General features: G+C 73.6%; 24 protein-coding genes. 13 read left to right on the top strand and 11 right to left on the bottom strand.

Translation table 11 applies throughout. From position 1 onward, the window contains the following. Positions 1 to 40 precede the first annotated feature (40 nt). Together ACFVQZ_RS05710 and ACFVQZ_RS05705 are read left to right on the top strand one after the other, a co-directional pair. Positions 41 to 715 (top strand): response regulator transcription factor, encoded by a 675-nt coding sequence (locus ACFVQZ_RS05710; RefSeq protein WP_383619909.1) that lies wholly within the window; start codon positions 41 to 43, stop codon positions 713 to 715. Continuing rightward, on the top strand, positions 708 to 2,222 hold the full coding sequence (locus tag ACFVQZ_RS05705; RefSeq protein WP_383619907.1) for a sensor histidine kinase: 1,515 nt from the start codon (positions 708 to 710) through the stop codon (positions 2,220 to 2,222). The genes ACFVQZ_RS05710 and ACFVQZ_RS05705 overlap by 8 nt, the downstream gene beginning before the upstream one ends. Here the strand turns inward: ACFVQZ_RS05705 and ACFVQZ_RS05700 are convergent. The 3 genes from ACFVQZ_RS05700 to ACFVQZ_RS05690 form a co-directional block, all read right to left on the bottom strand. Beyond that, a complete protein-coding gene (locus tag ACFVQZ_RS05700) occupies positions 2,198 to 2,326 on the bottom strand; it encodes a hypothetical protein (protein WP_321192810.1) in 129 nt (42 codons plus the stop codon). The genes ACFVQZ_RS05705 and ACFVQZ_RS05700 overlap by 25 nt on opposite strands. A 305-nt stretch (positions 2,327 to 2,631) precedes the next feature. Beyond that, positions 2,632 to 2,826: a hypothetical protein gene (locus ACFVQZ_RS05695; RefSeq protein ID WP_383619905.1), complete on the bottom strand. Its 195-nt coding sequence runs from the start codon at positions 2,824 to 2,826 to the stop codon at positions 2,632 to 2,634. Positions 2,827 to 3,048: 222 nt separating this feature from the next. Further along, positions 3,049 to 6,135, bottom strand: coding sequence for a BTAD domain-containing putative transcriptional regulator (locus tag ACFVQZ_RS05690; protein WP_383619903.1), 3,087 nt, complete (start codon positions 6,133 to 6,135; stop codon positions 3,049 to 3,051). Between the two features lie 157 nt (positions 6,136 to 6,292). Here ACFVQZ_RS05690 and ACFVQZ_RS05685 point away from each other — a divergent pair, with 157 nt between their 5' ends. Then, positions 6,293 to 7,519 carry an amidohydrolase family protein gene (locus tag ACFVQZ_RS05685; protein ID WP_030495220.1) on the top strand — a complete coding sequence of 409 codons (1,227 nt, stop codon included), beginning with the start codon at positions 6,293 to 6,295 and terminating at the stop codon, positions 7,517 to 7,519. A gap of 53 nt (positions 7,520 to 7,572) precedes the next feature. On the opposite strand, the gene ACFVQZ_RS05680 is transcribed toward ACFVQZ_RS05685, so the two are convergent. Then, positions 7,573 to 7,986: a PIN domain-containing protein gene (locus tag ACFVQZ_RS05680; protein WP_383619900.1), complete on the bottom strand. Its 414-nt coding sequence runs from the start codon at positions 7,984 to 7,986 to the stop codon at positions 7,573 to 7,575. Beyond that, positions 7,983 to 8,204 carry a type II toxin-antitoxin system VapB family antitoxin gene (locus ACFVQZ_RS05675; RefSeq protein ID WP_030495222.1) on the bottom strand — a complete coding sequence of 74 codons (222 nt, stop codon included), beginning with the start codon at positions 8,202 to 8,204 and terminating at the stop codon, positions 7,983 to 7,985. Before ACFVQZ_RS05675 ends, ACFVQZ_RS05680 begins: the two co-directional genes overlap by 4 nt. Before the next feature lie 157 nt (positions 8,205 to 8,361). On the opposite strand from ACFVQZ_RS05675, the gene ACFVQZ_RS05670 reads away from it, so the two are divergent. The 6 genes from ACFVQZ_RS05670 (at position 8,362) to ACFVQZ_RS05645 (ending at position 16,445) form a co-directional block, all read left to right on the top strand. Next, positions 8,362 to 9,279, top strand: coding sequence for a TIGR03619 family F420-dependent LLM class oxidoreductase (locus ACFVQZ_RS05670; RefSeq protein ID WP_383619898.1), 918 nt, complete (start codon positions 8,362 to 8,364; stop codon positions 9,277 to 9,279). Between the two features lie 11 nt (positions 9,280 to 9,290). Beyond that, positions 9,291 to 10,052, top strand: coding sequence for a glucose 1-dehydrogenase (locus ACFVQZ_RS05665; RefSeq protein WP_030495224.1), 762 nt, complete (start codon positions 9,291 to 9,293; stop codon positions 10,050 to 10,052). Positions 10,053 to 10,142: 90 nt separating this feature from the next. Further along, a complete protein-coding gene (locus tag ACFVQZ_RS05660) occupies positions 10,143 to 11,267 on the top strand; it encodes an LLM class flavin-dependent oxidoreductase (protein ID WP_030495225.1) in 1,125 nt (374 codons plus the stop codon). A gap of 141 nt (positions 11,268 to 11,408) precedes the next feature. Then, positions 11,409 to 13,136 carry a D-aminoacylase gene (locus ACFVQZ_RS05655; protein ID WP_030495226.1) on the top strand — a complete coding sequence of 576 codons (1,728 nt, stop codon included), beginning with the start codon at positions 11,409 to 11,411 and terminating at the stop codon, positions 13,134 to 13,136. Further along, entirely contained in the window at positions 13,133 to 14,587 is a 1,455-nt protein-coding gene (locus ACFVQZ_RS05650; RefSeq protein ID WP_383619894.1) for an aldehyde dehydrogenase family protein, read from the top strand. The genes ACFVQZ_RS05655 and ACFVQZ_RS05650 overlap by 4 nt, the downstream gene beginning before the upstream one ends. Positions 14,588 to 14,879: 292 nt before the next feature. After that, complete coding sequence (locus ACFVQZ_RS05645; protein ID WP_030495228.1) at positions 14,880 to 16,445, top strand: APC family permease; 1,566 nt, start codon at positions 14,880 to 14,882, stop codon at positions 16,443 to 16,445. Positions 16,446 to 16,544: 99 nt separating this feature from the next. Here ACFVQZ_RS05645 and ACFVQZ_RS05640 read toward each other — a convergent pair whose 3' ends face one another. Together ACFVQZ_RS05640 and ACFVQZ_RS05635 are read right to left on the bottom strand one after the other, a co-directional pair. Next, positions 16,545 to 16,760 carry a hypothetical protein gene (locus ACFVQZ_RS05640; protein WP_030495229.1) on the bottom strand — a complete coding sequence of 72 codons (216 nt, stop codon included), beginning with the start codon at positions 16,758 to 16,760 and terminating at the stop codon, positions 16,545 to 16,547. A gap of 31 nt (positions 16,761 to 16,791) precedes the next feature. Further along, positions 16,792 to 17,559 carry a GNAT family N-acetyltransferase gene (locus tag ACFVQZ_RS05635; protein ID WP_383619892.1) on the bottom strand — a complete coding sequence of 256 codons (768 nt, stop codon included), beginning with the start codon at positions 17,557 to 17,559 and terminating at the stop codon, positions 16,792 to 16,794. Between the two features lie 98 nt (positions 17,560 to 17,657). Between ACFVQZ_RS05635 and ACFVQZ_RS05630 the strand changes: the two genes are divergently transcribed. From ACFVQZ_RS05630 to ACFVQZ_RS05620, 3 genes are all read left to right on the top strand, one after another. Then, positions 17,658 to 18,491 carry a TIGR03619 family F420-dependent LLM class oxidoreductase gene (locus tag ACFVQZ_RS05630; RefSeq protein WP_030495231.1) on the top strand — a complete coding sequence of 278 codons (834 nt, stop codon included), beginning with the start codon at positions 17,658 to 17,660 and terminating at the stop codon, positions 18,489 to 18,491. Between the two features lie 64 nt (positions 18,492 to 18,555). After that, a complete protein-coding gene (locus ACFVQZ_RS05625) occupies positions 18,556 to 21,162 on the top strand; it encodes a bifunctional FO biosynthesis protein CofGH (protein WP_383619890.1) in 2,607 nt (868 codons plus the stop codon). A gap of 168 nt (positions 21,163 to 21,330) precedes the next feature. Further along, positions 21,331 to 22,425: an ADP-ribosylglycohydrolase family protein gene (locus tag ACFVQZ_RS05620; protein WP_030495233.1), complete on the top strand. Its 1,095-nt coding sequence runs from the start codon at positions 21,331 to 21,333 to the stop codon at positions 22,423 to 22,425. A gap of 27 nt (positions 22,426 to 22,452) precedes the next feature. Here the strand turns inward: ACFVQZ_RS05620 and ACFVQZ_RS05615 are convergent, their stop codons facing one another. Continuing rightward, the gene (locus ACFVQZ_RS05615) at positions 22,453 to 23,238 is read right to left on the bottom strand and encodes an SDR family oxidoreductase (protein WP_030495234.1); all 786 of its coding nucleotides are present in this window, start codon (positions 23,236 to 23,238) and stop codon (positions 22,453 to 22,455) included. An 85-nt stretch (positions 23,239 to 23,323) separates the two neighbouring features. On the opposite strand from ACFVQZ_RS05615, the gene ACFVQZ_RS05610 reads away from it, so the two are divergent. Beyond that, positions 23,324 to 24,148: a hypothetical protein gene (locus ACFVQZ_RS05610; protein ID WP_030495235.1), complete on the top strand. Its 825-nt coding sequence runs from the start codon at positions 23,324 to 23,326 to the stop codon at positions 24,146 to 24,148. A 91-nt stretch (positions 24,149 to 24,239) separates the two neighbouring features. Here ACFVQZ_RS05610 and ACFVQZ_RS05605 read toward each other — a convergent pair whose 3' ends face one another. The 3 genes from ACFVQZ_RS05605 to ACFVQZ_RS05595 form a co-directional block, all read right to left on the bottom strand. Beyond that, entirely contained in the window at positions 24,240 to 24,440 is a 201-nt protein-coding gene (locus ACFVQZ_RS05605; RefSeq protein WP_030495236.1) for a DUF397 domain-containing protein, read from the bottom strand. Between the two features lie 273 nt (positions 24,441 to 24,713). Then, positions 24,714 to 25,574: a helix-turn-helix transcriptional regulator gene (locus ACFVQZ_RS05600; protein ID WP_030495237.1), complete on the bottom strand. Its 861-nt coding sequence runs from the start codon at positions 25,572 to 25,574 to the stop codon at positions 24,714 to 24,716. A 312-nt stretch (positions 25,575 to 25,886) separates the two neighbouring features. Next, complete coding sequence (locus tag ACFVQZ_RS05595; RefSeq protein WP_030495238.1) at positions 25,887 to 26,585, bottom strand: GPP34 family phosphoprotein; 699 nt, start codon at positions 26,583 to 26,585, stop codon at positions 25,887 to 25,889. Positions 26,586 to 26,763 lie beyond the last annotated feature (178 nt).

Below are 26,763 nucleotides of genomic sequence, written 5' to 3'. Positions count from 1 at the left end.
TCCTCAGGAACCGCCCGCGCCGGCGGCGATACTCGGGGCCATGCGCATCCTGGCGATCGAGGACGAGGAACGGATAGCCGCCTCCCTGCGGCGCGGGCTCACGGCCGTCGGCTACACCGTCGACGTCGCCCACGACGGCGTCACCGGACTCCACCTGGCCCGCGAACACCGCTACGCCGCCGTCCTGCTGGACCTCATGCTGCCCGGCCTCAGCGGCTACCAGGTCTGCGCCCGGCTGCGCGCCGAGGGCAACGACGTGCCGGTGCTGATGCTGACCGCGAAGAACGGCCCGTACGACGAGGCCGAGGGCCTGGACACCGGCGCCGACGACTACCTGGCGAAACCCTTCTCGTACGTGGTCCTGGAGGCCCGGCTGCGGGCCCTCCTGCGGCGCGGCGGCGCCCGCACCCCCACCCTCCTGGAGGCCGGCGACCTGTGGCTCGACCCCGCCCGCCGCACCTGCGGGCGCGGCGCCGAGCGGATCGCCCTCACCCCGAAGGAGTTCGCCGTCCTGCACTGCCTGCTCGGCCGCCTCGACGAGGTGGTGCCCGTCGTCGACGTCCTCGACGAGGTGTGGTCGGCGGACTTCACCGGCGACCCGAACATCGTGCACGTCTACATCAGCGCCGTACGCCGCAAGATCGACGTCCCCTTCGGCCGCGACACCATCGAGACCGTGCGCGGCGCCGGCTACCGGGTCAGCGGCCGTGCGTGACCCCGCCCGCGCCCCGCGCCCCGCGTGGGCGACCCGCCCCGTCTGGGCGTCCGGCCTCGCCGCCGCGCTCGTCGTCGGCTGCGCCGTCGCGCTGCTCCAGTACGCCGACCGGGCCGCCGGCCTCCGCTCCACCTGGCCCGCCGTCCACCTCAACGACGACCGGGTCGGCCCGCAGATCGAGTGGATCACCACCTGGGGCACCTGGCTGGGCGCCCTGTACGTCGCCGTCGTCTGCGCCGTCGCCGGCCGGGGCGGCCCCTGGCGGGTACGGCTCCGGGGCGCGGCCGTCGCCGCCGCCGTCACCGCCTGCCTCTACGCGGCCTACGGCAGCTGGCTCGTCCGGGAGAACGAGTTCGGCAAGGTCGACGTCGCCGAGAAGGCCCTCCGCTGGGCCGTCGCCTGCGTCGGCCCCTCCGCCGGCCTCATCACCGCCGCGGCGGTCGCGGCGGCCGTCGGCCGGGGCGGGCGGCGGATCTCCTTCCGCGGCCGGGTCGCGCTCACCGCGGCGGCGGCCACCGGGGCGTTCTTCCTCGCGGCCGTGCACACCTTCCAGACCCTGAACGACGCGCACGACACCCTCGACAAGGTGTACTGGGTCGCCCTCACCACCGGCGTCCCGCTGACGGCCCTCCTGACCGGCTTCCTCGTGCACGTCATGGTCGCGCGGGCGCTGCGGCCGGTCGAGGCGATCCGCCGCGAACTCGCCGACATCACCGGGCAGTCGCTCGACCGCCGGGTCCCCGTCCCGCCGACCGCCGACGTCATCGCGGACCTCGCCCGCACGACGAACGCGACGCTGGACCGGGTGGAGGCCGCCGCCACCCGGCAGCGCGAGTTCACCGCCGACGCGGCGCACGAACTCCGCAGCCCGCTCGCGGCCCTGCGCGCCCAGCTCGAATCGTCCCTCCGCCACCCGGAGTCCGCCGGCGACTGGCCGGAGGTCGTACGGGAGGCGGTGACGGACGTCGTCCGCCTCCAGCACCTCGCCGACGACCTGCTCCTCCTCGCCGGCCACGGCTCCGCCCCGCCGGTCCGCGAACCGGTCGACCTCGCGGCCCTCGCGGAGGACCTGGTCCGCGAGCACCAGCACCTCCCGGAGGCGGCGGCGCTCACCCTCCACTGCGAGGCCCCTGCCCCCGCGGTCCTCCCCGGCCACCCGGGCCACCTGGACCGCGTCCTGCGCAACCTCCTTGCCAACGCCTGCCGCCACGCCCGCTCCACGGTCACCGTCCGCGTCCACCGCACGGACCGGCACCTGGTCCTCTCCGTCCAGGACGACGGCCCCGGCATCCCGCCCGCCGACCGCGCCCGCGTCTTCGAGCGCTTCACCCGCCTGGACCCCACCCGCACCCGCACCACGGGGGGCGCCGGCCTGGGCCTCCCCATCGCCAGAGACCTCACCACCGCCCACGGCGGCACCCTCACGATCGAGGACACGGAGGAGGGGGGCGCCTTGTTGGTGGCCCGTTTCCCGGCGAACGCTCAGCCGGCGCGGAGGTCGCCGTAGGAGGTGGTGGTGACGTGCATGTTGGCGGAGGCGGGCGACGCCGCGCCGAAGGCCAGTGCCGCGACGACGGCCGCGAGGGCGAAGAGCCGTTTCGGTGTGCTCATGTCTCACGCTTCCTGAAGGTGTGGGTTTCGGGCGGATCGATCCTCGCGGTGAGGGCCACCGGCCGCGAAGCGGAACGTTCTACTTCGTCAGATGGCCGCACACGCGGGAGGGGCCGGGCGTCTGCCCGGCCCCTCCTGTCGGCGGCCCGATCGCGTTGCTCACGGTCCCTTCCGGACGGATCCCCCCTGGTTCCGTCCGGAGTCCCCCGGACCGTGCGCTCCCCCGTCGACCGGACCCCCTGCGGGTGGCACCGGCGGCTCCCCCGTAGGCGTCGCCGGTGCCGTCATCCCCGTGGGGAAGTGGCTTACTTGACCGGCTCCGTGGTCACGTGGAGGTTGTCGGTCGAGGCGGCGCCCTCGCCGAGGACCTTGTCCGCGATGGCGTCCGCCGGCTCCGAGGTGACGTGCAGGTTCTTGGTGCCGATCTGCTCGGTCTCGCCGCCGGTGACGTGCAGGTTCTCCGGCTTGACGGTCGGGTCGGTCGCGTCGATCTCGGCCATGGTGTTCCCCTCCTGGTGGATGGCTTGCGTGCGGTGCGGTGGGGAGCCCGTCCGGCTGTTCCCCCGTGGCCGGCCGGACGGGCTCCCAGGGCCGCTCACCCTAGTGCGTGGGTGTGACAGCCTCTGCGGCGACCCGTCTGCCCCCCGACGCGACGGATCGTTGAGGACAACTGTGGCCCGGGGCGATAAACGAACGATGAACGCCCGCCGGAAGGCCCGGTGTCAGGCCGCCGCCCGCTCGGCGAGCAGGCCCCTGACCTCGGCCGACTCCGGCGAGCCCAGCTCCTCGTAGATGTCGAGCGCCTCCTGCCAGCACACCCGGGCCCGCCCGGACTGGCCGAGGGCGTCGAGTGCCCGGCCGAGTACGGTCAGCACGTTTCCGCGCCGCCAGTCGCCGCCGATGCCCCGCAGCACGGACAGGGCCTTCTCGGCCCCGGCGGCCGCCGCGCCGTACCGGCGGGCGGCGATGTCGACCTCGGCGAGGCGGAAGAGGGTCATGCCCTCCCACAGCCGCTGCCGGCTCTCCATGAAGACGCCCAGCGCGTCCCGGAGTTGCCCGGCGGCAGCGTCGAGCTGCCCGTTCTCGGTGAGCGCGAGACCCAGCGCGTAGCGGCCGTTCGCCCCCTTGAGGGAATGCCCCATGTCGTCGTACATGGCCGCCCCCTGCTGAGCCATGCGGACGGCGTCCTCCCGTTGTCCGGCGGCCAGGCGGAGCCGGGACAGGTTGCAGAGGGCGGACGCCTCGCCCGCCCGGTCGCCGACGTTCCGGAAGTCCGCGATCGCCAGCGAGAAGTGGTGGTCGCCAGCCTGGTGCCGCCCCTGATAGAGCGCGACGGCGCCCCGCACGTTGTGCGCCCAGCACATGGGAAGGCGGTCGTCCACGGACCCGGACAGCTCGGTCACCTCCGCGGCCTCCCGGTCCGCCTGGTCGAAGCGCCCCTGGTAGTGGTGGACGTACGCCAGCGTGTTGGCCGCCCGCCCCTCCGCCCGCGTGTCCCCCGCCCTCGCCGCCGCCTCCCGCAGCACCGTCGCCACCGCCTCGTACTCCTTGGAGTTGGCGCCGGACTCCGCGAGGTCCAGGGACGCCCACAGGAGGTCGACCGCGCGGCGGAGGGTCGTGGGGGCGGCGGCGGACTGGCGGACGCAGGCGAGGAGGCAGTGGGACTCGGCGTACAGCCAGTCCTGGGCGTCGTGGCGGTCGGTGAAGGCCAGGCCCTCGTACTCGGTGGGTTCGAGGTGGTCGACCAGGCGGTCGCCGGGGCGCTCGATGGCGTACACCCGGGCCGCCGTCGACAGGTAGAAGTCGAGCAGCCGCGACAGGGCCGCCGCCTTCTCCGTCGGCGGGTGCTCGTCGCGGTCGGCGCACGCGCGCGCGTACAGCCGGACCAGGTCGTGGTAGCGGTAGCGGCCGGGAGCCGCCGACTCCAGGAGGGACGTGTCGACCAGCGCCTCCAGCAGGTCCTCGGCGTCCCACAGGGGAAGGTCCAGGACCGCCGCCGCGGCGGCGAGCGAGATGTCGGGGCCGTCCGCGAGGCCCAGCAGGCGGAAGGCGCGCGCCTGGGCCGGCTCCAGCTGCCCGTAGCCGAGCTCGAAGGTCGCCTTGACCGCGAGGTCGCCCGCCTGGAGCTCGTCCAGCCGGCGGCGCTCGTCCGCCAGCTTGGCGGCGAGGACCGACACCGTCCAGGTGCGGCGGGCCGCCAGGCGCGACGCGGCGATGCGGATCGCGAGCGGCAGGAAGCCGCAGGCCGCGACCACGTCCAGCGCGGCCTCCCGCTCCGCCCGCACCCGCTCCTCGCCGACGATCCGGGTGAAGAGCTGGAGCGCCTCCTCGGGGGACATCACGTCGAGGTCCACGAGGTGCGCGCCCGCCAGGTCGACCATGCGGATGCGGCTGGTGACGAGCGCGGCGCAGCCGGCCGTGCCGGGGAGGAGCGGGCGGATCTGGGCGGCGTCCCGGGCGTTGTCGAGGAGGATCAGGACCCGGCGGCCGTCGAGGGTCGAGCGGTAGAGGGCCGCCCGGTCCTCCAGGGAGTCGGGGATGGCGGAGTCCGGGGTGCCGAGGGCCCGCAGGAAGGAGCCGAGGACCGTCTCCGGGGCGGCGGCGCGGGAGCCGGCGCCCTGGAGGTCGACGTACAGCTGCCCGTCGGGGAAGTGCGGCCGGGCCTCGTGGGCGACGTGCACGGCGAGCGTCGTCTTGCCGACGCCGCCGATGCCGGCGAGCGCCGAGACCGCCATGACGGAGCCCTCGGCGGTGGCGAGCCGCGCGCCGAGCTCCCGCACGAAGGCGGCCCGGCCGGTGAAGTCGGCGACGGTCGCGGGGAGCTGGGCGGGCCGGGCGACGGGCGCGGCGGCGGGTGCCTGCTCCTCGACGGGGCGGGCGAGTTCGGCGTCGCCCTGGAGGATGCGCTGCTGGAGCCGGGAGAGTTCGGGCGTCGGGTCGACGCCGAGTTCGTCGGCGAGGAGCCGGCGGGTGTCGGCGTACACGGCGAGCGCCTCCGCCTGCCGGCCGCTGCGGTAGAGCGCGAGCATCAGCAGTTCGCGGAGGCGCTCGCGGAGCGGGTGGGCGGCGGTGAGCGCGGTCAGTTCGGAGACGGCCTCGGCGTGCGCGCCGATCTCCAGGTCGATGTCGACGCGGGTCTCCAGGAGGGTGAGCCGCCACTCCTCCAGGCGGGTCCGCTGGGTGTCCGCGTACGGTCCGGGCACGGACGCCAGGACTTCGCCGTCCCACAGGTCCAGGGCCTCGGCGAGCCGGGCGCGGGCGGCGGTCCGGTCGCCGGCGGCGCGCAGCTTGTCGGCGTCGGCGGCCAGTTCGCGGGCCCGGGTGAGGTCGAGCGCGGTGGTGCGGAGCGCGTAGCCGCCGGACTCGCTGACCAGCACCTCGGCGCCGAGGACCTTGCGGAGCCGGGAGGCGTACGTGCGGAGCGCGGCGAGCGCCTGGGAGGGGGGTTCGTCGCCCCACAGCGCGTCGATGAGCTCGGCGGCGGTGGCGGTGCGGCCGCCGCGCAGGAGCAGGGCGGCGAGCAGGGCTCGCTGCTGCGGGGAGCCGGTGGCCAGCGGTTCCCCGTCCCGCCACGCCCGTACGGGCCCGAGCACGCCGAACCGCAGCCCGGTGCCGTCCTCGGGTGTGCCCGCCGCCGGCGTCGCCCCGGCCCGCGTCTCCGCGCCGGCCTCCGTCTCGGCCCGCGTCTCCGTACCGGCCCGCGTCTCCGCGCCGTTCCCGGCCCGTGGCCGGGGTACGCCGGACGCCGGCCCGGCGCCGTGTCCGCCGGGGCCCTGCGCCGGGACGCGCGGCCCGTTCTCCTGCCCCATGGCTCCCCCTGCCCCTACCGGTGGTATCGCCCCGGAACAGTCTGCCTTGTCCGGAGGGAGCGCGTCAGCATCGGGGCGACCGTCGTGAAGGAGCTGTGACGGGCGGCGGCCGTCACAATAGCTGACGGTTCGTCAGATCGACGCTACCGTGAAGGACATGGAGACCCAGGAGACCTTCCCCAGGATCATCTCGGTGGACGACCACACCGTGGAGCCCGCGCACGTCTGGCGGGACCGGCTCCCGTCCCGGTACCGCGACACCGGCCCCCGGATCGTCCGGGCCCCGCTGAAGGAGATGACCTTCCTCGGCGGCAGGTTCGCGCCCGTCATGGGCGCGCAGGGCGACGACGGGCCGGTCGGCGACTGGTGGGTCTACGAGGATCTGCACAGGCCCCTCACCCGGCTCGACACCGCCGTCGGCTACGACCGCGACGAGATACGCCTCGAAGTGATCACGTACGAGCAGATGCGGCCCGGTTCCTTCTCCGTGCCGGACCGGCTCGCCGACATGGACGTCAACCACGTCCAGTCCGCGCTCTGCTTCCCGACCTTCCCGCGCTTCTGCGGCCAGACCTTCACCGAGGCGGCCGACCGCGAGCTCGGACTGCTCTGCGTCCGCGCGTACAACGACTGGATGGTCGAGGAGTGGTGCGGCCCCGAAGCACGGGGCCGGCTGATCCCGCTCACCCTCGTCCCGCTGTGGGACCCGGAGCTGGCCGCCGCCGAGGTGCGGCGGAACGCGGCCCGGGGCGTGCGGGCGGTCGCCTTCTCCGAGATCCCGCCGCACTTGGGGCTGCCGTCGGTCCACACCGACCACTGGGACCCGTTCCTGCGGGCCTGCGACGAGACCGGCACGGTCGTCGCGATGCACATCGGCTCGTCCAGCCGGATGCCGTCGACCTCCGCGGACGCCCCGCCGGCGGTCGGCTCCACGATCACCTTCGCCAACTGCTGCTTCTCGATGGTCGACTGGCTGATGAGCGGCAAGTTCGAGCGCTTCCCGAACCTGCGGATCATGTACGCCGAGGGCCAGATCGGGTGGATCCCGTACATCCTGGAGCGGGCGGACGTGGTCTGGGAGGAGAACCGCGCCTGGGGCGGGGTCGCCGACAAGGTCACCCGGCCGCCGTCGGAGCTGTTCGCCGGGCACGTCTTCGGCTGCTTCTTCGACGACGCCTTCGGGCTGCGCAACCTCGACGCGATCGGCGCGGGGAACGTCCTGTACGAGACGGACTACCCGCACTCCGACTCCACCTGGCCGAAGTCCCGGGAGGTCGGCGAGGCGCAGATGGGCCACCTGCCGCCGGACGTCGTCGAGCGGATCGTCCGCGGCAACGCCATCGACCTGCTGGGGCTGACGCCGGAGGGCCTCTGGAGGCCGTGACGCGCGGGGGCGGGGCCGCACGTCACGCGCGGAGCGGCCGGCGCCGTCCCGGCCTATGCCCGGGCGTCCCGGACGTTGTGCTCGCTCAGGTCGGGCGCATGCCGGGCGACGGTCCGGTAGTCGTCATCGTCGTGGAGGACGGTCAGTCCGTGGTGAGCGGCGGTGGCCGCGATGATCAGGTCGACGGCCGAGGCGCTCCGGTGCTCGCCGGCTTTCGCCATCCGGCGCTGTACGGAGTCGATCCAGCGGCCGGCGTTCTTGGGCACCGCGACATCGGGGTAGAGCTCGGTGAACATCTCGGCGATCTCGTCGTACTCGCGGCCGTTCCGGGCGCTGCGCAGGAATGCGGCGCGCTGGGGGTAGCACGACGCGATCGACTCGGCGTCGATGGCGTCGTACCAGGCCGACTGGAGTGCGGGGTCACCGAGCAGCCGGACGAGTCCGGACGTGTCGAGAAGGTAGATCACCCTGCGTCCTTCTCGGCCCGGTGCCGCCGCTCGGCGTCCTCGACCGCCCCCCAGTGGCGCGCCCGCTCGAAGTGGCGACCGATGCGTGCCGCGCGCTCCTGGCGGTCGGCGTAGAACCGAAGGGCCAGGTTGACGGCCTCCTTCTTGGTCCGCGCCTTGGACAGGGCCATGGCCCGCTCCAGCGCGTCCTCGTCTATGTCGATCTGGGTCACGGCCATGCCGGGCCCTCCGCTCTGTGGGTCATGTACATAGAACTGTACTCCTTCCACATGTCGCCTGCGCGGCGATGCGACGGACCCCTTGTCTGATGACCCGTCAGGCGCCAGCATGGCCCCGGCACCGTAACTGACGATGCGTCAGAAGGAGGGGGTCCCCATGGTGGTCTACGGGATGCAGCTGCCCGTCCAGTCGCAGTCCGCGCTCTACGCCGAGCCGTGGGAGGCCGCCGCCGGCCCCGCCGACCTGCTGGCCGTGGCCCGGGCGGCCGACGCGCACGGCTTCGCGTACGTCGCCTGCTGCGACCACGTGGCCGTCCCGCGCCGGCTCGCCGCCGGGATGGGCACCGTCTGGTACGACCCCGTCGCCACCCTCTCCTTCCTGGCCGCCGCCACCGAGCGGGTCCGGCTGCTGTCGCACGTCGCCGTCGTCGGGCTGCGGCACCCGCTGGTCACCGCCAAGGCGTACGCGACCGTCGACCACCTCTCCGGCGGCCGGCTGGTCCTCGGGGTGGGTGCGGGGCACGTGCGGGAGGAGTTCGACGCGGTCGGGGCGGACTTCGCGCGGCGCGGCGCGGTCCTCGACGAGACGATCGACGCGCTGCGGGCGGCGCTCGGCCCGGAGGAGTACCCGGAGCACCTGGGGGAGCGGTTCGCCTTCAAGGACCTCGGGCAGCGGCCCCGGCCCGCGCAGGAGCGGGTTCCCGTCTGGGTGGGCGGCTCGTCGCCTGCGGCGGTGCGGCGGGCCGCGCTGAAGGGCGACGGCTGGCTGCCGCAGGGCGACCCGCGGGACGTGCTGGCACGCCGGATCGAGCGGATCCGGCGGCTGCGCGAGGAGGCCGGGCTCACCGGGCCCTTCACGTGCGGGGCGATCGCCGAGCCGCTGTACGTGGGCGCCCCCGGCTGGGACGTCGGGCGCCGCACGCTGGCCGGTCCGCCGGAGGAGCTGGCGGCCTCGCTCCGGGAGTACGGGGCGATGGGCGTCGGCCAGGTCCAGGTGCGGTTCCGCAGCCGGAGCCGTACCGAACTCGTCGACCAGATGGCGGCCTTCGCCGAGGGGGTCGCCCCGCACCTGTAGGGAGTGGGCGCATGGGCAAGCTGGACGGGCGGGTCGCGATCGTCACGGGGGCCGCGCGCGGGCAGGGCGCGCAGGAGGCGCGGCTGTTCGCCGCCGAGGGGGCGAGGGTCGTCCTGGCCGACGTGCTCGACGGCCCGGGGGAGGCCCTGGCGAAGGAGCTGGGGGAGGAGCGGGCCGCGTACGTCCACCTGGACGTGACCCGCGAGGAGGAGTGGACGGCGGCCGTGGCGGCGGCGAAGGAACGGTTCGGGCGGATCGACGCCCTGGTCAACAACGCCGGCGTGCTCCGCTTCAACGACCTGCTCGCCACCCCGCTGGAGGAGTTCCAGGCGGTCGTCTCGGTCAACCAGACCGGCTGCTTCCTGGGCATCCGGACGGTGGCCCCGGAGATCGCGGCGGCCGGCGGCGGCACGATCGTCAACACCGCCTCGTACACGGGCCTGACCGGGATGGCCGGGGTCGGCGCCTACGCGGCCTCCAAGCACGCCGTGCTCGGCCTGACCCGGGTGGCGGCGCTGGAGCTGGCCCCGCGGGGCATCCGGGTCAACGCGGTCTGCCCCGGCGCGATCGACACCGCGATGAGCAACCCGGAGGGCGTCGACCCGGCCGCCACCGGCGAGCTGTACCGCAGGCTGGTGCCGCTCGGCCGGATCGGCCGCCCGGAGGAGGTGGCGGCCCTCGCCCTCTTCCTGACCTCGGACGACTCCTCGTACGTGACCGGCCAGCCGTTCGTGATCGACGGCGGCTGGCTGGCCGGCGTCTCCCTGTTCTGAGCGTATCTGACGAGCCGTCAGGTATTGACACCGTGCGGCGCGTCCAAGAATCTGACGGAACGTCAGAAACTCACGAGGACGGTGACTTCCGTGGAATTCGGGATCTTCGTACAGGGATACGTCGGCAAGCGCGCCGAGACCGATCCCGAAGCCGAGCACAAGGCCCTCATGGAGGAGACCGAGTACGTCATCCAGGCCGACAGGTCGAACTTCAAGTACGCCTGGGCCTCCGAACACCACTTCCTGGAGGAGTACTCGCACCTCTCGGCCAACGACGTCTACCTGGGCTACCTCGCCCACGCCACCGAGCGCATCCACCTCGGCTCCGGGATCTTCAACCCGCTCGCCCCGGTCAACCACCCGGTCAAGGTCGCCGAGAAGGTCGCCATGCTCGACCACCTCTCCGCCGGCCGCTTCGAGTTCGGCTCCGGCCGCGGCGCCGGCTCCCACGAGATCCTCGGCTTCTTCCCGGGCATCACCGACATGAACCACACCAAGGAACTCTGGGAGGAGACCATCGCCGAGTTCCCCAAGATGTGGCTCCAGGACGAGTACCAGGGCTTCCAGGGCAAGCACTGGTCCCTCCCGCCCCGCAAGATCCTCCCCAAGCCGTACGGCGCCTCCCACCCCGCCATGTGGTACGCCGCCGGCTCCCCGTCCTCCTACGCCATGGCCGGGAGGTTGGGCCTCGGCGTCCTCGGCTTCAGCGTCCAGAAGGTCTCCGACATGGAATGGGTCGTCGAGTCCTACAAGAACGCGATCAAGGAGGCCAGGGCGGTCGGCGACTTCGTCAACGACAACGTCATGGTGACGTCGACGGCGATCTGCGCCGAGACCCACGACAAGGCCGTCGAGATCGCCGTCGGCGGCGGACTGAACTACCTCCAGTCGCTGCTCTTCCGCTACCACGACACCTTCCCCCGGCCCGAGGGCGTCCCCGAGTGGCCCGAACTCCTCCCCGAGTACTCCGCCGAGATCATCGAACTCCTCATCGCCGAGGAGCTGATGATCTGCGGCGACCCCTCGGAGGTCCTCGCCCAGTGCCGCCGCTGGGAGCAGGCCGGCGCCGACCAGCTCTCCTTCGGGCTCCCGATCGGGATCTCCTACGAGGACACGATGAACACGATCAAGCTGATCGGCGAACACGTGATCCCCCAGATCGACACGGACCCCGTCCACCGCACCACCCGCTTCCGCCACGCCGCCTCCGCCTAGGCGCCTGGCCCCACGACGGCGCCCAGAAGCGCGAGGCGTTCGGCTTCCCGGGCCGGCGTCTCGTCACCCGCCCCGGCCGGCGGCCGTTCCGCGGCGGCTCCGGCCGGGGCCCACGCGTGGCCCAGGACAGAAAGGGACGTCATGCTCGACCACCTCATCAGGGGCGCCACCGTCGTGGACGGCACCGGCGCCCCCGCCCGCGTCGCCGACGTCGGCATCCGCGACGGCCGCATCGTGCTCCCGCCCCCCGGGGCGGAAGCCCGTACCACCGAGGACGCCACCGGACTCGTCCTCGCGCCCGGCTTCGTCGACCCCCACACCCACTACGACGCCCAGCTGTTCTGGGACCCGTACGCCACCCCCTCCATGAACCACGGCGTCACCACCGTCGCCGGCGGCAACTGCGGCTTCACCCTCGCCCCGCTCCACCCCGACCGGCCGGAGGACGCCGACTACACCCGCCGCATGATGGCCAAGGTCGAGGGCATGGCCCTCAAGGCCCTGGAGGAGGGCGTCGACTGGAGCTGGTCGAGCTTCGGCGAGTACCTCGACGCGCTGGAGGGACGGATCGCCGTCAACGCCGGCTTCATGGTCGGCCACTGCGCCCTGCGCCGCTACGTGATGGGCGAGGCCGCCGTCGGCGGGCCCGCCACCCCCGAGCAGCTGGAACGGATGACCGCCCTCCTCAAGGACGCCATGGCGGCCGGCGCCTGGGGCCTGTCCACCACCCAGTCGTCCACCCACTCCGACGGCGACGGCGTCCCCGTCGCCTCCCGGCACGCGAGCCCCGCCGAGCTGATCGCCCTCGCGAAGGCCGTCGGCGAACACGAGGGCACCCAGCTGGAGGCGATCCTCGCGGGCTGCCTCGACCAGTTCACCGACGACGAGATCGACCTCTTCGTCGAGATGACCGCCGCCGCCGGCCGGCCCCTCAACTGGAACGTCCTCACCATCGACGCCGCCGTCCCCGAACGCGTCCCCCGCCAGCTCACCGCCTCCGAACGGGCCCGCAAGTCCGGCGGCCGGATCGTCGCCCTCACCATGCCGATCCTCACCCCCATGAACATGTCCCTCGGCACCTTCTGCGCCCTCAACCTCATCCCCGGCTGGGGCGAGATCCTGGGCCTGCCCGTCCCCGAGCGGATCGCGAAGCTCCGCGACCCGGAGGTGCGCGCCGGGATGCTGCGCCGCGCCGACTCCCGGGAGGCCGGCGTCTTCCGCCGGCTCGCGGACTTCGGCCGGTACGTCATCGGCGACACGTACAGCCCCGAGAACGACGGCCTGACCGGCCGGATCGTGCGGGACGTCGCCGCCGAACGCGGCCAGGACCCCTTCCAGTGCCTCGTCGAGATCTGCGCCGAGGACGACCTGCGGACCGTCCTGTGGCCGATGCCCACCGACAACGACCCGGCCTCCTGGGCGCTGCGCGCCGAGACCTGGCAGCACGAGGACGTGATGCTCGGCGGCTCCGACGCCGGCGCCCACCTGGACCGCATGTGCGGAGCCCCGTACACGACCCGCTTCCTCGGCGACTGCCTGCGCGGCCGGAAGCTGGTGCCGCTGGAGCGGGCCGTGCGGATGCTCAGCGACGACCCGGCCCGGCTCTTCGGGCTCCGCGAGCGCGGCCGGATCGCCGACGGCCACCACGCCGACCTGGTCCTCTTCGACCCCGAGCGGATCGACGCCGGCCCGGCGACCCTCGTCCACGACCTGCCCGGCGGCAGCCCGCGCCTGGACTCCCGGGCCGTCGGAATCGTCTCCGTCCGCGTCAACGGCGTGGAGACCGTCCGCGACGACCGGGTGACCGGCGCCGTTCCCGGCCGGGTGCTGCGCTCCGGCCGCGACACGAGGACGGTGAGCACCCGGTGAGGACCGAGCGCCTCTTCATCGGCGGCACGTGGACCGAGCCCGACGGCGGCCACTACGCGGTGATCGACCCGGCGACGGAGGAGACCGTCGGGCTGGCCCCCGAGGCGTCCCGGGCCCAGGTGTACGAGGCGGCCGCCGCCGCCCGCGACGCCTTCGCGTCCTGGTCGCGGACCCGGCCCGAGGAGCGGGCCGCGCTCCTCGACCGGGCCGCGGCGATCATGGCCAGGGACGCCGAGGCGCACACCGCCCTCGCCCGCGCCGAGACCGGCGCCACCACCGCCACCGCCCGCTCGATGCAGGTCGCCGTCGGCGCCGCCCGCTTCCGGCGGTACGCGCGGGGGGCGCTGGAACCGGTCGAGGAGGCCCTGCCGCCGCAGATCAACGAGGCCGGGCCGATGGGACGGGCCGGTGTCTTCGGCGCGGTCGCGGTGCGCCGCCCGGTCGGCGTCGTCACCTGCATCACCTCGTACAACAACCCCTGGGCCAACCCGGCCGGCAAGATCGCGCCGGCGCTGGCCATGGGCAACACGGTGGTGGTGAAGCCGGCCCCGCAGGATCCGCTGTCCGTCGTCGCGCTGGTCCGCGCCCTGGAGGAGGCGGGCGTGCCGCCCGGGGTGGTCAACCTGGTCACCGGCTCCGCGCCCGCCGTCGGCGAGGCGGCCGTCGACTCCCCGGACGTCGACATGGTCTCCTTCACCGGCTCCACGGCGGTCGGCCGGGCCATCGGCGAGGTGTGCGGCCGGGACGTGAAGCGGCAGCTGATGGAGCTGGGCGGCAAGGGCGCGGCGCTCGTCTTCGACGACGCCGACCTGGACGCGGCGACGGCCGGCATCGGCACCACCTTCGCCTTCTACAGCGGCCAGATCTGCACCGCCCCCACCCGGGTGCTGGCCCAGCGCGGGATCTACCGGCGGCTGGTCGAGAAGCTGACCGCCCACGTCGCCCTCATGAAGGTCGGCCACCCCGCGGAGCGGGGCACGGTCGTCGGCCCGGTGATCTCGGCGGCCCACCGCGACCGGGTGGAGGCGTACGTGGAGCTGGGGCGGAAGGAGGGCGCCACGGTCGTCGCGGGCGGCGAGCGCCCGCCCTTCGACCGCGGCTTCTACGTGGCGCCGACGCTGCTCGCGGACTGCACCCCCGGGATGCGGGTGGTACGGGAGGAGATCTTCGGCCCGGTCGTCGTGGTCGTCCCCTTCGACGACGAGGAGGAGGGCGTCGCGCTCGCCAACGACAGCGACTACGGGCTGCTCGACTACGTGTGGTCCGGCGACGTGGCCCGCGCCTTCCGGGTGGCCGCCCGGCTGCGGGCCGGCGGGGTCGGCATCAACACCGTCGGCCGGAACATGGAGGCGCCCTTCGGCGGCTTCAAGAAGAGCGGGGTCGGACGGGACGTGGGCTCGTACGCCCTCCACGCCTACAGCGAGCTCCAGGCCGTGGTCTGGCCGGGCTGACCGGTCGGTACAAAGGCCGGAACCCAGTCCTCCCAAGGGTTCCGGCCCTCCGGGCGGACGCCGGGAAAATTCCTCGGGAAAATTTGAAAACGGACATTACGGGCTTCGCTGCGGTTCCCGCATATCGGACGGCGCCCGGTCGACCTACCGGTTGGTCGGTCCGGCGGGGTGGTCGATCTTTCAATCATCGGCGGATGTCCGGATCTGACCTCGCAATGCAAGGCATTGATCGATCAGGCGAGCGGAGTCTGATCCTCCGGATAAGGAAACCGCAGCACTTAACGTCCTGTTCATGACTCAGGTGGAAGCGCGGCCCCAGGCCGGAGACACGGTAAGGGGCGTCAACGCCCCGGGCGACACTCAGGACATGCGCAAGAAGGGCCTCGGCGGCAACTCCGTCGGCCTCCTCGGCAACGCCGTCATCGGCATCTCCACCGTCGCCCCGGTGTACTGCCTGACGTCGACCCTCGGCTCCACCGCCGGCGAGGTCGGCCTCCAGATGCCCGCCGTCTTCCTCGCGGGCTTCCTCCCGATGCTCCTCGTCGCCTTCGCGTACCGGGAGCTCAACAAGGCCATGCCGGACTGCGGCACCTCCTTCACCTGGACCGTGAAGGCCTTCGGCCCCAAGATCGGCTGGATGTGCGGCTGGGGCCTGGTGATCGCCACGATCATCGTCCTCTCCAACCTGGCCGGCGTCGCCACCTCGTACTTCTGGCTCCTCGCCGGCGAGATCACCGGCAGCGAGTCGGTCGCCGCCCTGGACGACAACAAGGCCGTCCACATCGTCACCTGCCTCGCCCTGATCGCCGTCGCCACCGCGATCAGCTACCGCGGCATGACGGCCACCAAGGGCGTCCAGTACGCCCTCGTCGGCCTCCAGCTCGTCGTCCTCGCCGTCTTCGTCGCCCTGGCCCTGTCCAAGGCCGGCTCCTTCGAGACCTCGGTCGACTTCTCCTGGTCCTGGATGAACCCCTTCGCGGTCCAGTCCTTCGCCGCCTTCACCGCCGGCCTCTCCCTCTCGATCTTCATGTACTGGGGCTGGGACGCCTGCATGGCGACCAACGAGGAGACCACCGGCAGCGACAAGACCCCCGGCCGCGCCGCGCTCATCGCGATGGTCGTCCTGGTCGGCTCCTACCTGGCCACCGGCATCGCCGCGCAGATGGCCGTCGGCTCCGGCGACCAGGGCCTCGGCCTCGCCAACCCGGAGACCTCCGACAACGTCTTCGCCGCCCTCGCCGGCCCGGTCATGGGCCCGGTCCTCGGCGTCTTCCTCTTCGTCGCCGTCCTGGCCTCCGCCGCCGCGAGCCTCCAGACCACCTTCATCCCGGTCGCCCGCACGGTCCTCGCCATGTCCACCTACGAGGCCCTGCCGAAGTCCTTCACCAAGGTCCACCCGGTCTTCAAGACCCCCGGCAAGGCCACCGTCGTCGCGGGTGTCGCCACCGGCGCCTTCTACACCGTGATGACCCTGGTCAGCGAGCACGTCCTGGTCGACACCATCTACGCGCTCGGCCTCATGATCTGCTTCTACTACGGCATCACGGCCTTCGCCTGCGTCTGGTACTTCCGCGCGGAGCTCTTCCGCTCCTTCCGCGACCTCGCCTTCAAGGGCCTGATGCCCGCCCTCGGCGGCCTGATGCTCACGGCCGTCTTCGGCAAGACGCTCTACGACATGTGGGACCCGGCCTACGGCTCCGGCTCCGCCGTCTTCGGCGTCGGCTCCGTCTTCGTCATCGCCGTCGGCCTGCTCCTCCTCGGCGCGGTGATCATGCTGGTCATGCAGCGCCGCAGCCCGGCCTTCTTCCGCGGCGAGGTCCTCACCAAGGAGACCCCGTCCCTGGTGGTCGCCGACTGACGTCCGGCGCGGCCACCTGAGTCATCCCGAAACGCGAAAGCGGCGGTCCCGTGGGGGGTACCGCCGCTTTCGTCCGTCTTCCCGCCTGCTCCTCCCGGCTCAGCGCCGCCCGGGCAGCAGGCCGTTCACCGCCTGGTTGGCCGGCGGGAGGTCGGCGGCCTCGGGCGGGAGCGGCTTCGGGTCGAGGACGCCGCTCAGGGGGACGACCGACGGCAGGTTCAGGCCACCCGCGTCGGCGGCGGCGGTGCCGGCGGAGGCGAGGGCGCCGGCGGTGGCGGCGGCGGTCAGGGCGGCTGCGGTGAGGATCCTCTTCATGACCGCTCCAACGGACACCCGCCGGGCCGGGTTACGACCCGCCACCCTCCGGTGCCGGCTCCGCGATGAGGGCCGTCGCGACCGTACGGAAGCCGAGGCGGGCGTACAGCCGCTCCACGTCCCCGTCCGAGGCCGTCAGGAAGACCGTCCCGGCCCCCGCCGCCCGGGCCCGCGCGACCAGCGCCGCCGTCACCGCCAGACCCAGGCCCCGGCGGCGGGCCTCCGGCCGGGTGCCGACGCCCACCACCTCCGCCACGTCCCCGACCGGCTGGACCTGCCCGCCCGCCAGCGCCTGGCCGTCCGCCGCGTCGAAGGCGGCGACCAGGACCGTCAGGCCGGCGGCGATCCGCCCCGCCACCCGCTCCGCGTCACCCGGGCCCGGCGCCGCGCCGAACGCCGCGTACGGGGCGGCGACGGCCGCCGCCAGCTCGGGATCGTCCGCGCCGACCTCCCGCACGGCCGCCCCCGCCGGCTCCGGCACGGCGAGCGGCGCGCCGTCCAGCACCATCAGCGGGTGCGCGTGCACGGTGAGGCCGCTCGCCTCCACGGCCGCCCGCAGCCCCGGCGTCGTCTCCGCCACCCACTCGAACGCCTCCGGCACCCCCAGCTCCCGCTGCCGGGCCCGCACCTTCTCCACGTCCCCCACCGACACCGGCCCGGGACGCCCGAGCGCGGGCCGCGCGTAGAAGGGCCACCCGCCGGCCCCCTCGCGCACGAACAGGGTCAGCGGCCCGAAGTCCTCGGCGCGGGCGGAGGAGCGGGGAACGGCGTCGTAGTACGTCTCGATTCGCTTCAGCACCCCGCCACGCTAGGCCCCCCGCGAGAGCGCGGCACCCGGATTGCGCCGCACCCGTCCGCCCCCTCGGAATCCGCCGCCCCAGCCCCTACCGTGCCGTCATGCGGATCTCGACCACGATCTTCCTGACCGACGAGACCATCACGCCCGTGCGGCTCGCCCGCGAGCTGGAGGCGCGCGGCTTCGCCGGGCTCTACCTGCCCGAGCACACCCACCTCCCCGTCTCCCGGGACACCGAGCACCCGGCGGGCGGTCCCGCCGCCCGCGAGTACGGCCGGACCCTCGACCCGTACGTCGCCCTCGCCCAGGCCGCGGCCGTCACCGAACGGCTCGCGCTCGGCACCGGCATCACGCTGCTCGCCCAGCACGACCCCATCGCCCTCGCCAAGCAGGCCGCCACCCTCGACCACCTCTCCGGCGGACGCCTCACCCTCGGCGTCGGCTACGGCTGGAACCGCGAGGAGGCCGCCGACCACAACGTCGCCTGGGCCACCCGCCGCGACCTCGTCCACGACCGCCTCGCCCTCATGAAGGCCCTGTGGGCCCCCGAACCGACCGCGTACGAAGGCGCCTTCGGCTACTCGGTCCGCGCCTCCGAAGCCTGGCCGAAACCGCCCGCCGGCGCCCCCCGCGTCCTCCTCGGCGGCGCCGCCGGCCCCAAGCTGTTCCGCGCGATCGCCGCCCACACGGACGGCTGGCTGCCCATCGGGGGCCGCGGCCTCACCGACTCCCTCCCGCTGCTGCGCCGCGCCTGGGAGGAGGCGGGCCGCGACCCGAAGACCCTCCAGGTCGTCCCGTACGCCGTCCTCCCCACCCCCGGCAAGCTCGCCCACTACGCCGACCTCGGCTGCGAGGAGACCGTCCTCCAGCTGCCGCCGGCGCCCGAGGCGGAGGTCCTGCGCGTCCTGGACGGGTACGCGGAGTACCTGGGCTGACGGGCGGGCGGCGGGCTGCGGGGACCCCGGTCCGGCGCCGCCGCCGCGCTCGTATGCTCGGGGCATGACGGACCAGCAGACCGGGCCTCGGGCCGAGCAGGGGGGCGCGGCCCCCACCAGGAACGCGATGCGGAGGGCCCTGCGGCGGGCGCGGGACGGGGTGGCGCTGGACGTGGCCGAGGCGGCGGTGCTGCTGCGGGCGCGCGGGGGGGACCTGGCGGAGCTGGTGGCGGTCGCGGGGCGGGTGCGGGACGCGGGTCTGGAGGCGGCGGGGCGGCCGGGGGTGATCACGTACTCGAAGAGCGTGTTCATACCGCTGACGCGGCTGTGCCGGGACACGTGTCACTACTGCACGTTCGTCACCGTGCCGGGCAAGCTGCGGCGGGCGGGGCACGGGATGTTCCTGTCGCCGGACGAGGTCCTGGACATCGCGCGCAAGGGCGCCGCACTCGGCTGCAAGGAGGCGCTGATCACCCTCGGTGACAAGCCGGAGGAGCGGTGGCCGGAGGCGCGGGAGTGGCTGGACGCGCACGGCTACGACGACACCCTCGCCTATGTGCGGGCGATGTCGGTGCGGATCCTGGAGGAGACCGGGCTGCTGCCGCACCTGAACCCGGGGGTGCTGTCGTGGACGGACTTCCAGCGGCTGAAGCCGGTGGCGCCGTCGATGGGGATGATGCTGGAGACGACCGCGACCCGTCTGTGGTCGGAGCCCGGTGGCCCGCACCACGGCTCGCCGGACAAGGAGCCGGCGGTGCGGCTGCGGGTCCTGGAGGACGCCGGCCGGTCCTCCGTCCCCTTCACGTCGGGGCTGCTGCTGGGGATCGGGGAGACGTACGAGGAGCGGGCCGAGTCGCTGTTCGCGCTGCGGCGGGTGGCGCGGGCCTATCACGGCGTGCAGGAGCTGATCATCCAGAACTTCCGGGCCAAGCCGGACACGGCGATGCGGTCGATGCCCGACGCAGAACTGGACGACCTGGTCGCGGCGGTGGCCGTCGCCCGGCTGATCATGGGTCCGTCGGCGAACATCCAGGCACCGCCGAACCTGGTCGACGCCGAGTACGAGCGGCTGATCGCGGCCGGCATCGACGACTGGGGCGGCGTGTCCCCGCTCACCATCGACCACGTCAACCCCGAACGGCCCTGGCCGAAGATCGAGGAACTGGCCGCGCGCTCCCGTGCCGCCGGTTTCGAGCTGCGCGAACGGCTCTGCGTCTACCCGGAGTTCGTCCAGCGGGGTGAGCCGTGGCTGGACCCGCGGATCGTCCCGCACGTCCGTGCGCTCGCCGACCCGCAGACGGGCCTGGCGAACCCGGACGCCGTGGTGCGCGGCCTGCCCTGGCAGGAGCCCGACGAGGCGTTCACCGCTTCGGGCCGTACCGATCTGCACACCGCCGTCGACACCGAGGGCCGCACCGGTGACCGGCGCACCGATTTCGACGCCGTCTACGGCGACTGGGAGGCGCTGCGGGAGGCCGCAGCGCCCGGTATGCGGCCGGAGCGGATCGACGCCGACGTCCGCGAAGCCCTCGCCGTCGCCGCCGACGACCCGACGCGGCTGACCGACCCGCAGGCCCTCGCCCTCCTGCACGCCGACGGCCCCGCGCTGGACGCCCTGACCCGCGTCGCCGACGACGTGCGCAAGTCGGTGGCCGGCGACGAGGTGACGTACATCGTCACGCGGAACATCAACTTCACCAACGTCTGCTACACCGGCTGCCGTTTCTGCGCCTTCGCGCAGCGCCGCACCGACGCCGACGCCTACACCCTCTCCCTCGGTCAGGTCGCCGACCGCGCCCAGCAGGCGTGGGACGTCGGCGCGGTCGAGGTGTGCATGCAGGGCGGCATCCACCCCGACCTGCCCGGCACCGCCTACTTCGACATCGCCAGGGCCGTGAAGGAACGGGTGCCGGGCCTGCACGTGCACGCCTTCTCGCCCATGGAGGTCGTCAACGGCGCCTCCCGCACCGGCCTGTCGATCCGCGAATGGCTCCAGGCGGCGAAGGAGGCCGGACTCGACTCGATCCCCGGCACCGCGGCCGAGATCCTGGACGACGAGGTCCGCTGGGTCCTCACCAAGGGCAAACTGCCCACCGCCACCTGGATCGAGGTCGTCACCACCGCGCACGAGCTGGGCATCCGCTCGTCCTCGACCATGATGTACGGGCACGTCGACCAGCCCCGCCACTGGCTCGGCCACCTCCGCACCCTCGCCGGGATCCAGCAGCGCACCGGCGGCTTCACCGAGTTCGTCACCCTCCCCTTCATCCACACCAACGCGCCCGTCTACCTGGCCGGCATCGCCCGCCCCGGCCCGACCGTCCGCGACAACCGCGCCGTGACCGCCATGGCCCGCCTCCTGCTCCACCCCCACATCCCCAACATCCAGACCAGCTGGGTAAAACTGGGCGCGGAAGGCGCCGCCCAGATGCTCCGCTCCGGCGCCAACGACCTCGGCGGCACCCTGATGGAGGAAACCATCTCCCGCATGGCCGGATCGAGTTACGGCTCCTACCGCTCCATCCGCGACCTGGAGGCGATCGCCCAGGCCGCCGGACGCCCCGCCCGCCCGCGCACCACCCTCTACGGCGAGGTCCCCGCCGAACGCCAGACAGCCGCCCGCGCCTCCGACGGCCACCTCCCCGCACTCCTCCCGGTGGTGGAGGGCTGACGGAGGCGGGTCCCTCTCCCCCCGGGACCTCGGGTGAACTGGGGTCAAAAGCGGCCTGAAGGGCGTCCGATCACATAAGGTTCCGCACCCCGAACGGACACACCCGGTCGATTAGAGTGCTGCGGAGACCGGTGAGAGAACGGGACCTCGGACGGGGGAGGGCACGTCGTGACCACCACTGCCGCGGCCGTGTGGGGCCGCACCGAACAGCAGGACTTCCGTTCGCGCGTCCGCGGCTGCCTGCTCGGCGCCGCCGTCGGCGACGCCTTCGGCGCCGGCGCGCACGACCGGACGCTGGACGAGCTCCGTACCGCGCACGGCGACGCCGGCCTCACCGAACCCCCCGACGGCACCCTGCCGGTCACCGCCGCCACCCAGATGAGCCTCTTCACCGTCGACGGCCTCATCCGCGCCCACGTCCGCCGCGACAGCGGCGTCTGGCACCCGCCCACCGAGGTGCACCGCGCCGCCCTGCGCTGGGCGGCCACCCAGCGCGACTGGGGCCCCGACGAGCGCCGCCGCGACAACGGCTGGCTCGGCCGCCAGGAGTGGCTGTACGCCCGCCGCCGGCCGCCCCGCGCCTGCCTCACCGGCCTCGGCGACGACCGGCTCGGCACCCTCGACCAGCCCAAGAACCCCGACGCCGGCGACTCCGGCGCCCTCGCCCGCTCCGCCCCTTTCGGCCTCCTCGTCGGCTGGGAGCCGCAGCTCGTCTGCCAGCTCGCCGTCGAGTGCGCCGCCCAGACCCACGGCGCCCCCGCCGCCACCCTCGCCGCCGGCGCGCTCGCCGTGACCGTGCACGGCACCGCCCGCGGCGCCTCCGTCGAGGCCGCCGCCGGCACGGCCCTGGCGCTGCTGGCCGGCCGCCCCGGCCACGAACCCGTCACCGAGGCCCTGACCCGCGCCCTCGGAGCCGTACGCGAGGGCGTCCCCGACGCGGACCGCGTCACCGCCCTCGGGGCGGCCGAGGACACCGCGGAGGGCCAGCTGGCGGCGGCCGTCTACTGCGCCCTCGTCGGCGAGGACGTCCGCCACGGGCTGCGCCTCGCCGCCAACCACGACGGCCCGTCCGCCGTCACCGCCGCCGTCACCGGCGCCCTCCTCGGCGCCCAGCACGGCGAGACGGCCCTCCCGGCGGCCTGGCTGGCGGCGCTGGAGGGCCGGGGCACGGTCCTCGAACTCGCCGACGACCTGTCCATGGAGCTCACCCAGGCCGCCACCCTCCACACCCCCACCTGGCACGCCCGCTACCCGACGCCGTGACCCCCGCGGGTCCGCGGGACGGGCGGCTCACCGCATCACCTCCCCGGCGTTCACCAGCAGCGACTGCCCCGTGATCGACCGGGCCCGGGGCGACGCCAGGAAGACGACCGCGTCCGCGACGTCCGCGTCGGTGGCCAGGTCCGGGAGGGCGACCCGGGAGGCGAGCCGGGCCAGGACGTCCGCCTCCGCCACCCCCTCCGCCTGCGCCGTGAAGCGCACGAACGCCTCCACCGGCGGCCCCCACATCCACCCCGGCAGCACCGTGTTGACCCGGATCCGGTCGGGCCCCAGCTCCCGCGCCAGCGAGTACATCGCCGACGTCAGCGCCCCCTTCGACGCGGCGTACGCGGCCTGCCGGACCTCGGTCGGCGCGGCGACGGCCGACTGCGTGCCGATGAGGACGACCGCCCCGCCCCCGGCCGCCCGCAGCGCCGGCAGGCACGCGCGCGTCATCCGCAGCGTCCCGAGCAGGTTGACGTCGAGGACGCCCTGCCAGGTGGCGAAGTCGGCGTCGGCGAGGCCGCCGAAGTACCCGTCCCAGGCCGCGACCTGCACGACCGCGTCGATCCCGCCGAAGCGTTCCACCGCGAGCGCGGCCAGCGCCTCGCACTGCCGCTCGTCGGTGATGTCGGTGGCGAGGTGCGCGGTGCGCCCGCCCGGCGGGTCGATCGCGGCGGCCACCCCGGCGAGGTGCGCGCCGGTGCGGGCGCCGAGGACCGCGTTGCCCCCGTCGCGCACCACCGCCTCCGCCACCCGGCGACCGAGCCCGGTCCCGACGCCCGACACGACGACCGTCTTCCCCTGGAGCAGCATCCGGGTCACTCCCGCCTCTGGCCAGCTATCTGACGGTCCGTCAGAGTAGGTGTCCCGAGCCGCGCAGGGAAGGGAGACGACGGCGATGGACGACACCGAGAGGTACGCCGAGCTGGCCGCCACCGGGCCGTACGGGGTCCGCCCCGGTCACGCCCTGATCACCATGGTGGAGCCGCACCCGGGCCACGAGTACGCGTACAACCGCTGGTACGAGGACGACCACTACTACGCCGGCGCGATGGCGATGCCGTGGATGTTCGCGGGCCGCCGCTGGGTCGCCACCCGCGACCTCCAGGAGCTCCGGACGCCGGAGAAGTCCGCCGTCGCGCAGCCGGTCACCGCCGGCTGCTACCTCTCCACGTACTGGATCACCGAGGGCCGCTACGACGCGCACATGAAGTGGACCGTCGCCATCAACAAGCGCCTCCACCGCGACGCCCGCGTCCACCACGGCCGCACCCACGTCTTCACGTCGTTCCAGGACCACGAGGCGACGGTGTACCGGGACGGGGCGGCCGGCCCGCGCGACGTCCACGCCCTCGACCACCCCTACGCGGGCCTGGTCCTCCAGGTCGTGGACTGCGCCGGCCCGGGGGAGCGGGCGGCGCTGCTGGAGCGGCTGTGCTCGCGGGAACTGCCGCGCCGGCTCGCCGGTTCACCGGCGGCGATGGTCACCGTCTTCCGCCCGACGCCGCTGCCCGGCGACCGCATGGCGTACGTGAAGCAGGTGGAGGGCGTCGGCACCCGGCTCACCCTGCTGTGGTTCCTGGAGCGGGATCCGCGCGACTGCTGGGCGGAGCACTTCGCGGACCTGGACGGCCTCGCGGCGGACGCGGGCCGGGTGGAACTGGTGGCGCCGTTCGTCCCGACCGTCCCCGGGACCGACCGGTACGTGGACCGGCTGAGGTGACGGACTCCGCCCGGCGGCAGGAGCTTTCCGGGCATGAGAGAGCCCTCTCGGCCAGGACGGCGGACCGGACGAGAGGGCGGCTCCGCGAGGCTCAGAGGGCCCCGTTGCTCACCTGGCCGACGAAGGCGTTCCACGAGCCCGGTCCGAAAGAGAGGGACGGGCCCTCGGGGGCCTTGGAGTCGCGGACGTCGATGGAGGCGACGGCCGGCGACTTCACCTCGACGCAGGCGCCGTTGCCGCCGGAGTAGGAGGACTTGGTCCAGTTGTCGGTGGCACCCTGGATGATGGCCATGATGTGCTCAGCTCCGGTTCTGCCCGAAGGGCGTGAGAGTCGGTGCCGGCGTGGTCTTCACCGGCCTGATCGACGCTACTCGCCGGTCCCGAGCGGCGGGACCGGCGTTCACACGACCGGGTGACATATGCCAACTGAGCTTCCGGCGCGCTGAGTCGGCGGTGTACCGTATCCGCCCCCGCGCTCTGGGCCGCGCCTCGCGTTCCCCGACCCGCTTCCCGACCCGCCTCCCTGACCCGCTTCCCCGGCCCGCTTCCCCGGCCCGCGGGAACCTCAGCCGTCGGCGTACCGCTTCGCGATGTCGGCGACGAAGTCCCGCGTCTGCTCCACACCCAACGCCTGCGCCCGCAGGTGCTCGTACATGAAGCTGTACTTCGCCACGTCCGGCCCCTTCTCCAGGTACAGGTCGCTCGTCACGCCCTCGATGTAGACGACGCTGGAGTCGGAGGCGTCCGGGAACTCCAGGATGGAGTACTGGCCGCTGATGCCCGGGTGCGCACCCGTGTCGAACGGCAGCACCTGCACGGTCACGTGCGGCAGGTGCGACTGCTCCACCAGGTGCTCCAGCTGCTCGGCCATCACCCGCCGGTTGCCGACGACCCGGCGCAGCGCCGCCTCGTCGATGACCGCCCACAGGCGCAGCGGGTTCTCCTCCTTGTTGATCCGCTCCTGGCGGCGGGTGCGGACGCTGGTCCGCTTCTCGATGTCCGCCGGCGTCGACTCGGGGAGCGCGCCGGAGATAACGGCGGTGGCGTACGCGCGGGTCTGGAGCAGACCGGGGATGATCTGCGGCTCGTACACGCGCAGGCTCTGCGCGTCCGTCTCCAGACCGATGTAGACGCTGTACGGGATGTCGCCGAAGGCGTGCCACCAGCCCTGCTGGCGCGAGTCCTTGGCCATCTGCATCAGCGAGTTGACCATGGCCTCGTCCTCGACCTCGTACACCCCGCACAGGTCGCGCACGTCGCGCTGGCTGATGGAGCGGCGGCCGTTCTCGAGGCGGCTGATCTTGGACTGGGAGACGAGGAGGCGCTCGGCGACCTGTTCGGCCGTCATGCCCTTGCCCTCGCGGAGCTTGCGCAGCTCCTGCCCCAATCGGCGTCGCCTGACGGTGGGGTTGACACTGGACGCCACGGAAACTGCACCTCCGGCTGCTGTCTGCGATGCGTAGCTGTGAGTATCTACTGCTTGGCAGACTGCCACCAAAGGTGTGGCGTGCGCTGGGAAAACGCGACAACGCCCGTGCGGGTGCTCGGATTCGACGCGGATGTGCGGGACGCCCGGAGGCGCCCCGCACATCCGCGTGCGGCTCCCGGAGGGGTTCGTGCGCGTGGTGCGGTGAAGTGCGCGCGTACGGCGGTGCCGGTGCCGGCCGCGCCGTGAACGCGCGTGGTGCGTCATGCGTGGTGCGTCGTGCGTGAGGTGGCGTCGCGGTGCGCGGCCGCCTCAGTGGGCGGCGGCGCGGGCCATGCCGCCCCGCGGCTGGGCGGGTACGCCCTGGCCGCTCCGGCGCGGCTGCGCGGCCGCGCCGTTCTGGACGTCCATCACAGCGTGCGCCACGAGGCCGCCCATGGGGTCGTGCCGGATCAGGTCGCGCAGCCGGGACCGCGACGACCGTCCTTCGTTGCCGGGATACAGGTGCTTGCCGAGACCGACCGCGTGGGCCAGTGCGGCGAGCGCCGCGGTCCGCGGGTCCGGCGGTACGCCGGTGCGGATCGCACTGTCCAGCCGGGCCCTGATCTCCCGGCTGATCGCCGTGTCCGTCGCCTGGTAGCGAGTCGTCGGCAGCACCCCGCACATCTGGCCCTCCACGGCATGCACCATGCCGCATCGCTCCAGATGCGAGAGATACGTCTGGCGGAGCCCCAGCCGGGGCCCGCCGATCCAGTGGACGGCCCGGACCGGACTGCCGCGCCTGCGCAGCAGTTCCAGTGCGGAGTCCAGAGTCGGATCTCCGGTCGGCCGTGGCATCACCACGGCGATACGATCCCCGTCAGGGGCTATCCGTCCTGCCAGAGCCAGCTCCACTAGCTGTGCTCCGGCCAGGCCCAGGTCGAGCGACTGCGGCTGCGCTGTGGTACCCGTGGCCGGGTCCAGAGCGAGCAGCAGAAGCTCCTCCGGAATGGTTCTGCGGCTCCTGCCCATCCATGCCTCCCCGCGTGGATGAATGACAGGGTGACCCCTCTCACATTCATCTGTCGAGAGTGCCTGGGTGGTTCGTCCGGGAACCAGTAGGTATGTCGTTCTCGTCTAGCACGGGAGCCAAGGGGTTCACACAGGACACTGGTAGACGGTTCGGACGTACGTATGACGCATGGAGGAG

Source organism: Streptomyces sp. NPDC057854 (assembly GCF_042797055.1).
Lineage (GTDB): Bacteria > Actinomycetota > Actinomycetes > Streptomycetales > Streptomycetaceae > Streptomyces.
This window is presented reverse-complemented; position numbering and strand designations above follow the sequence as displayed.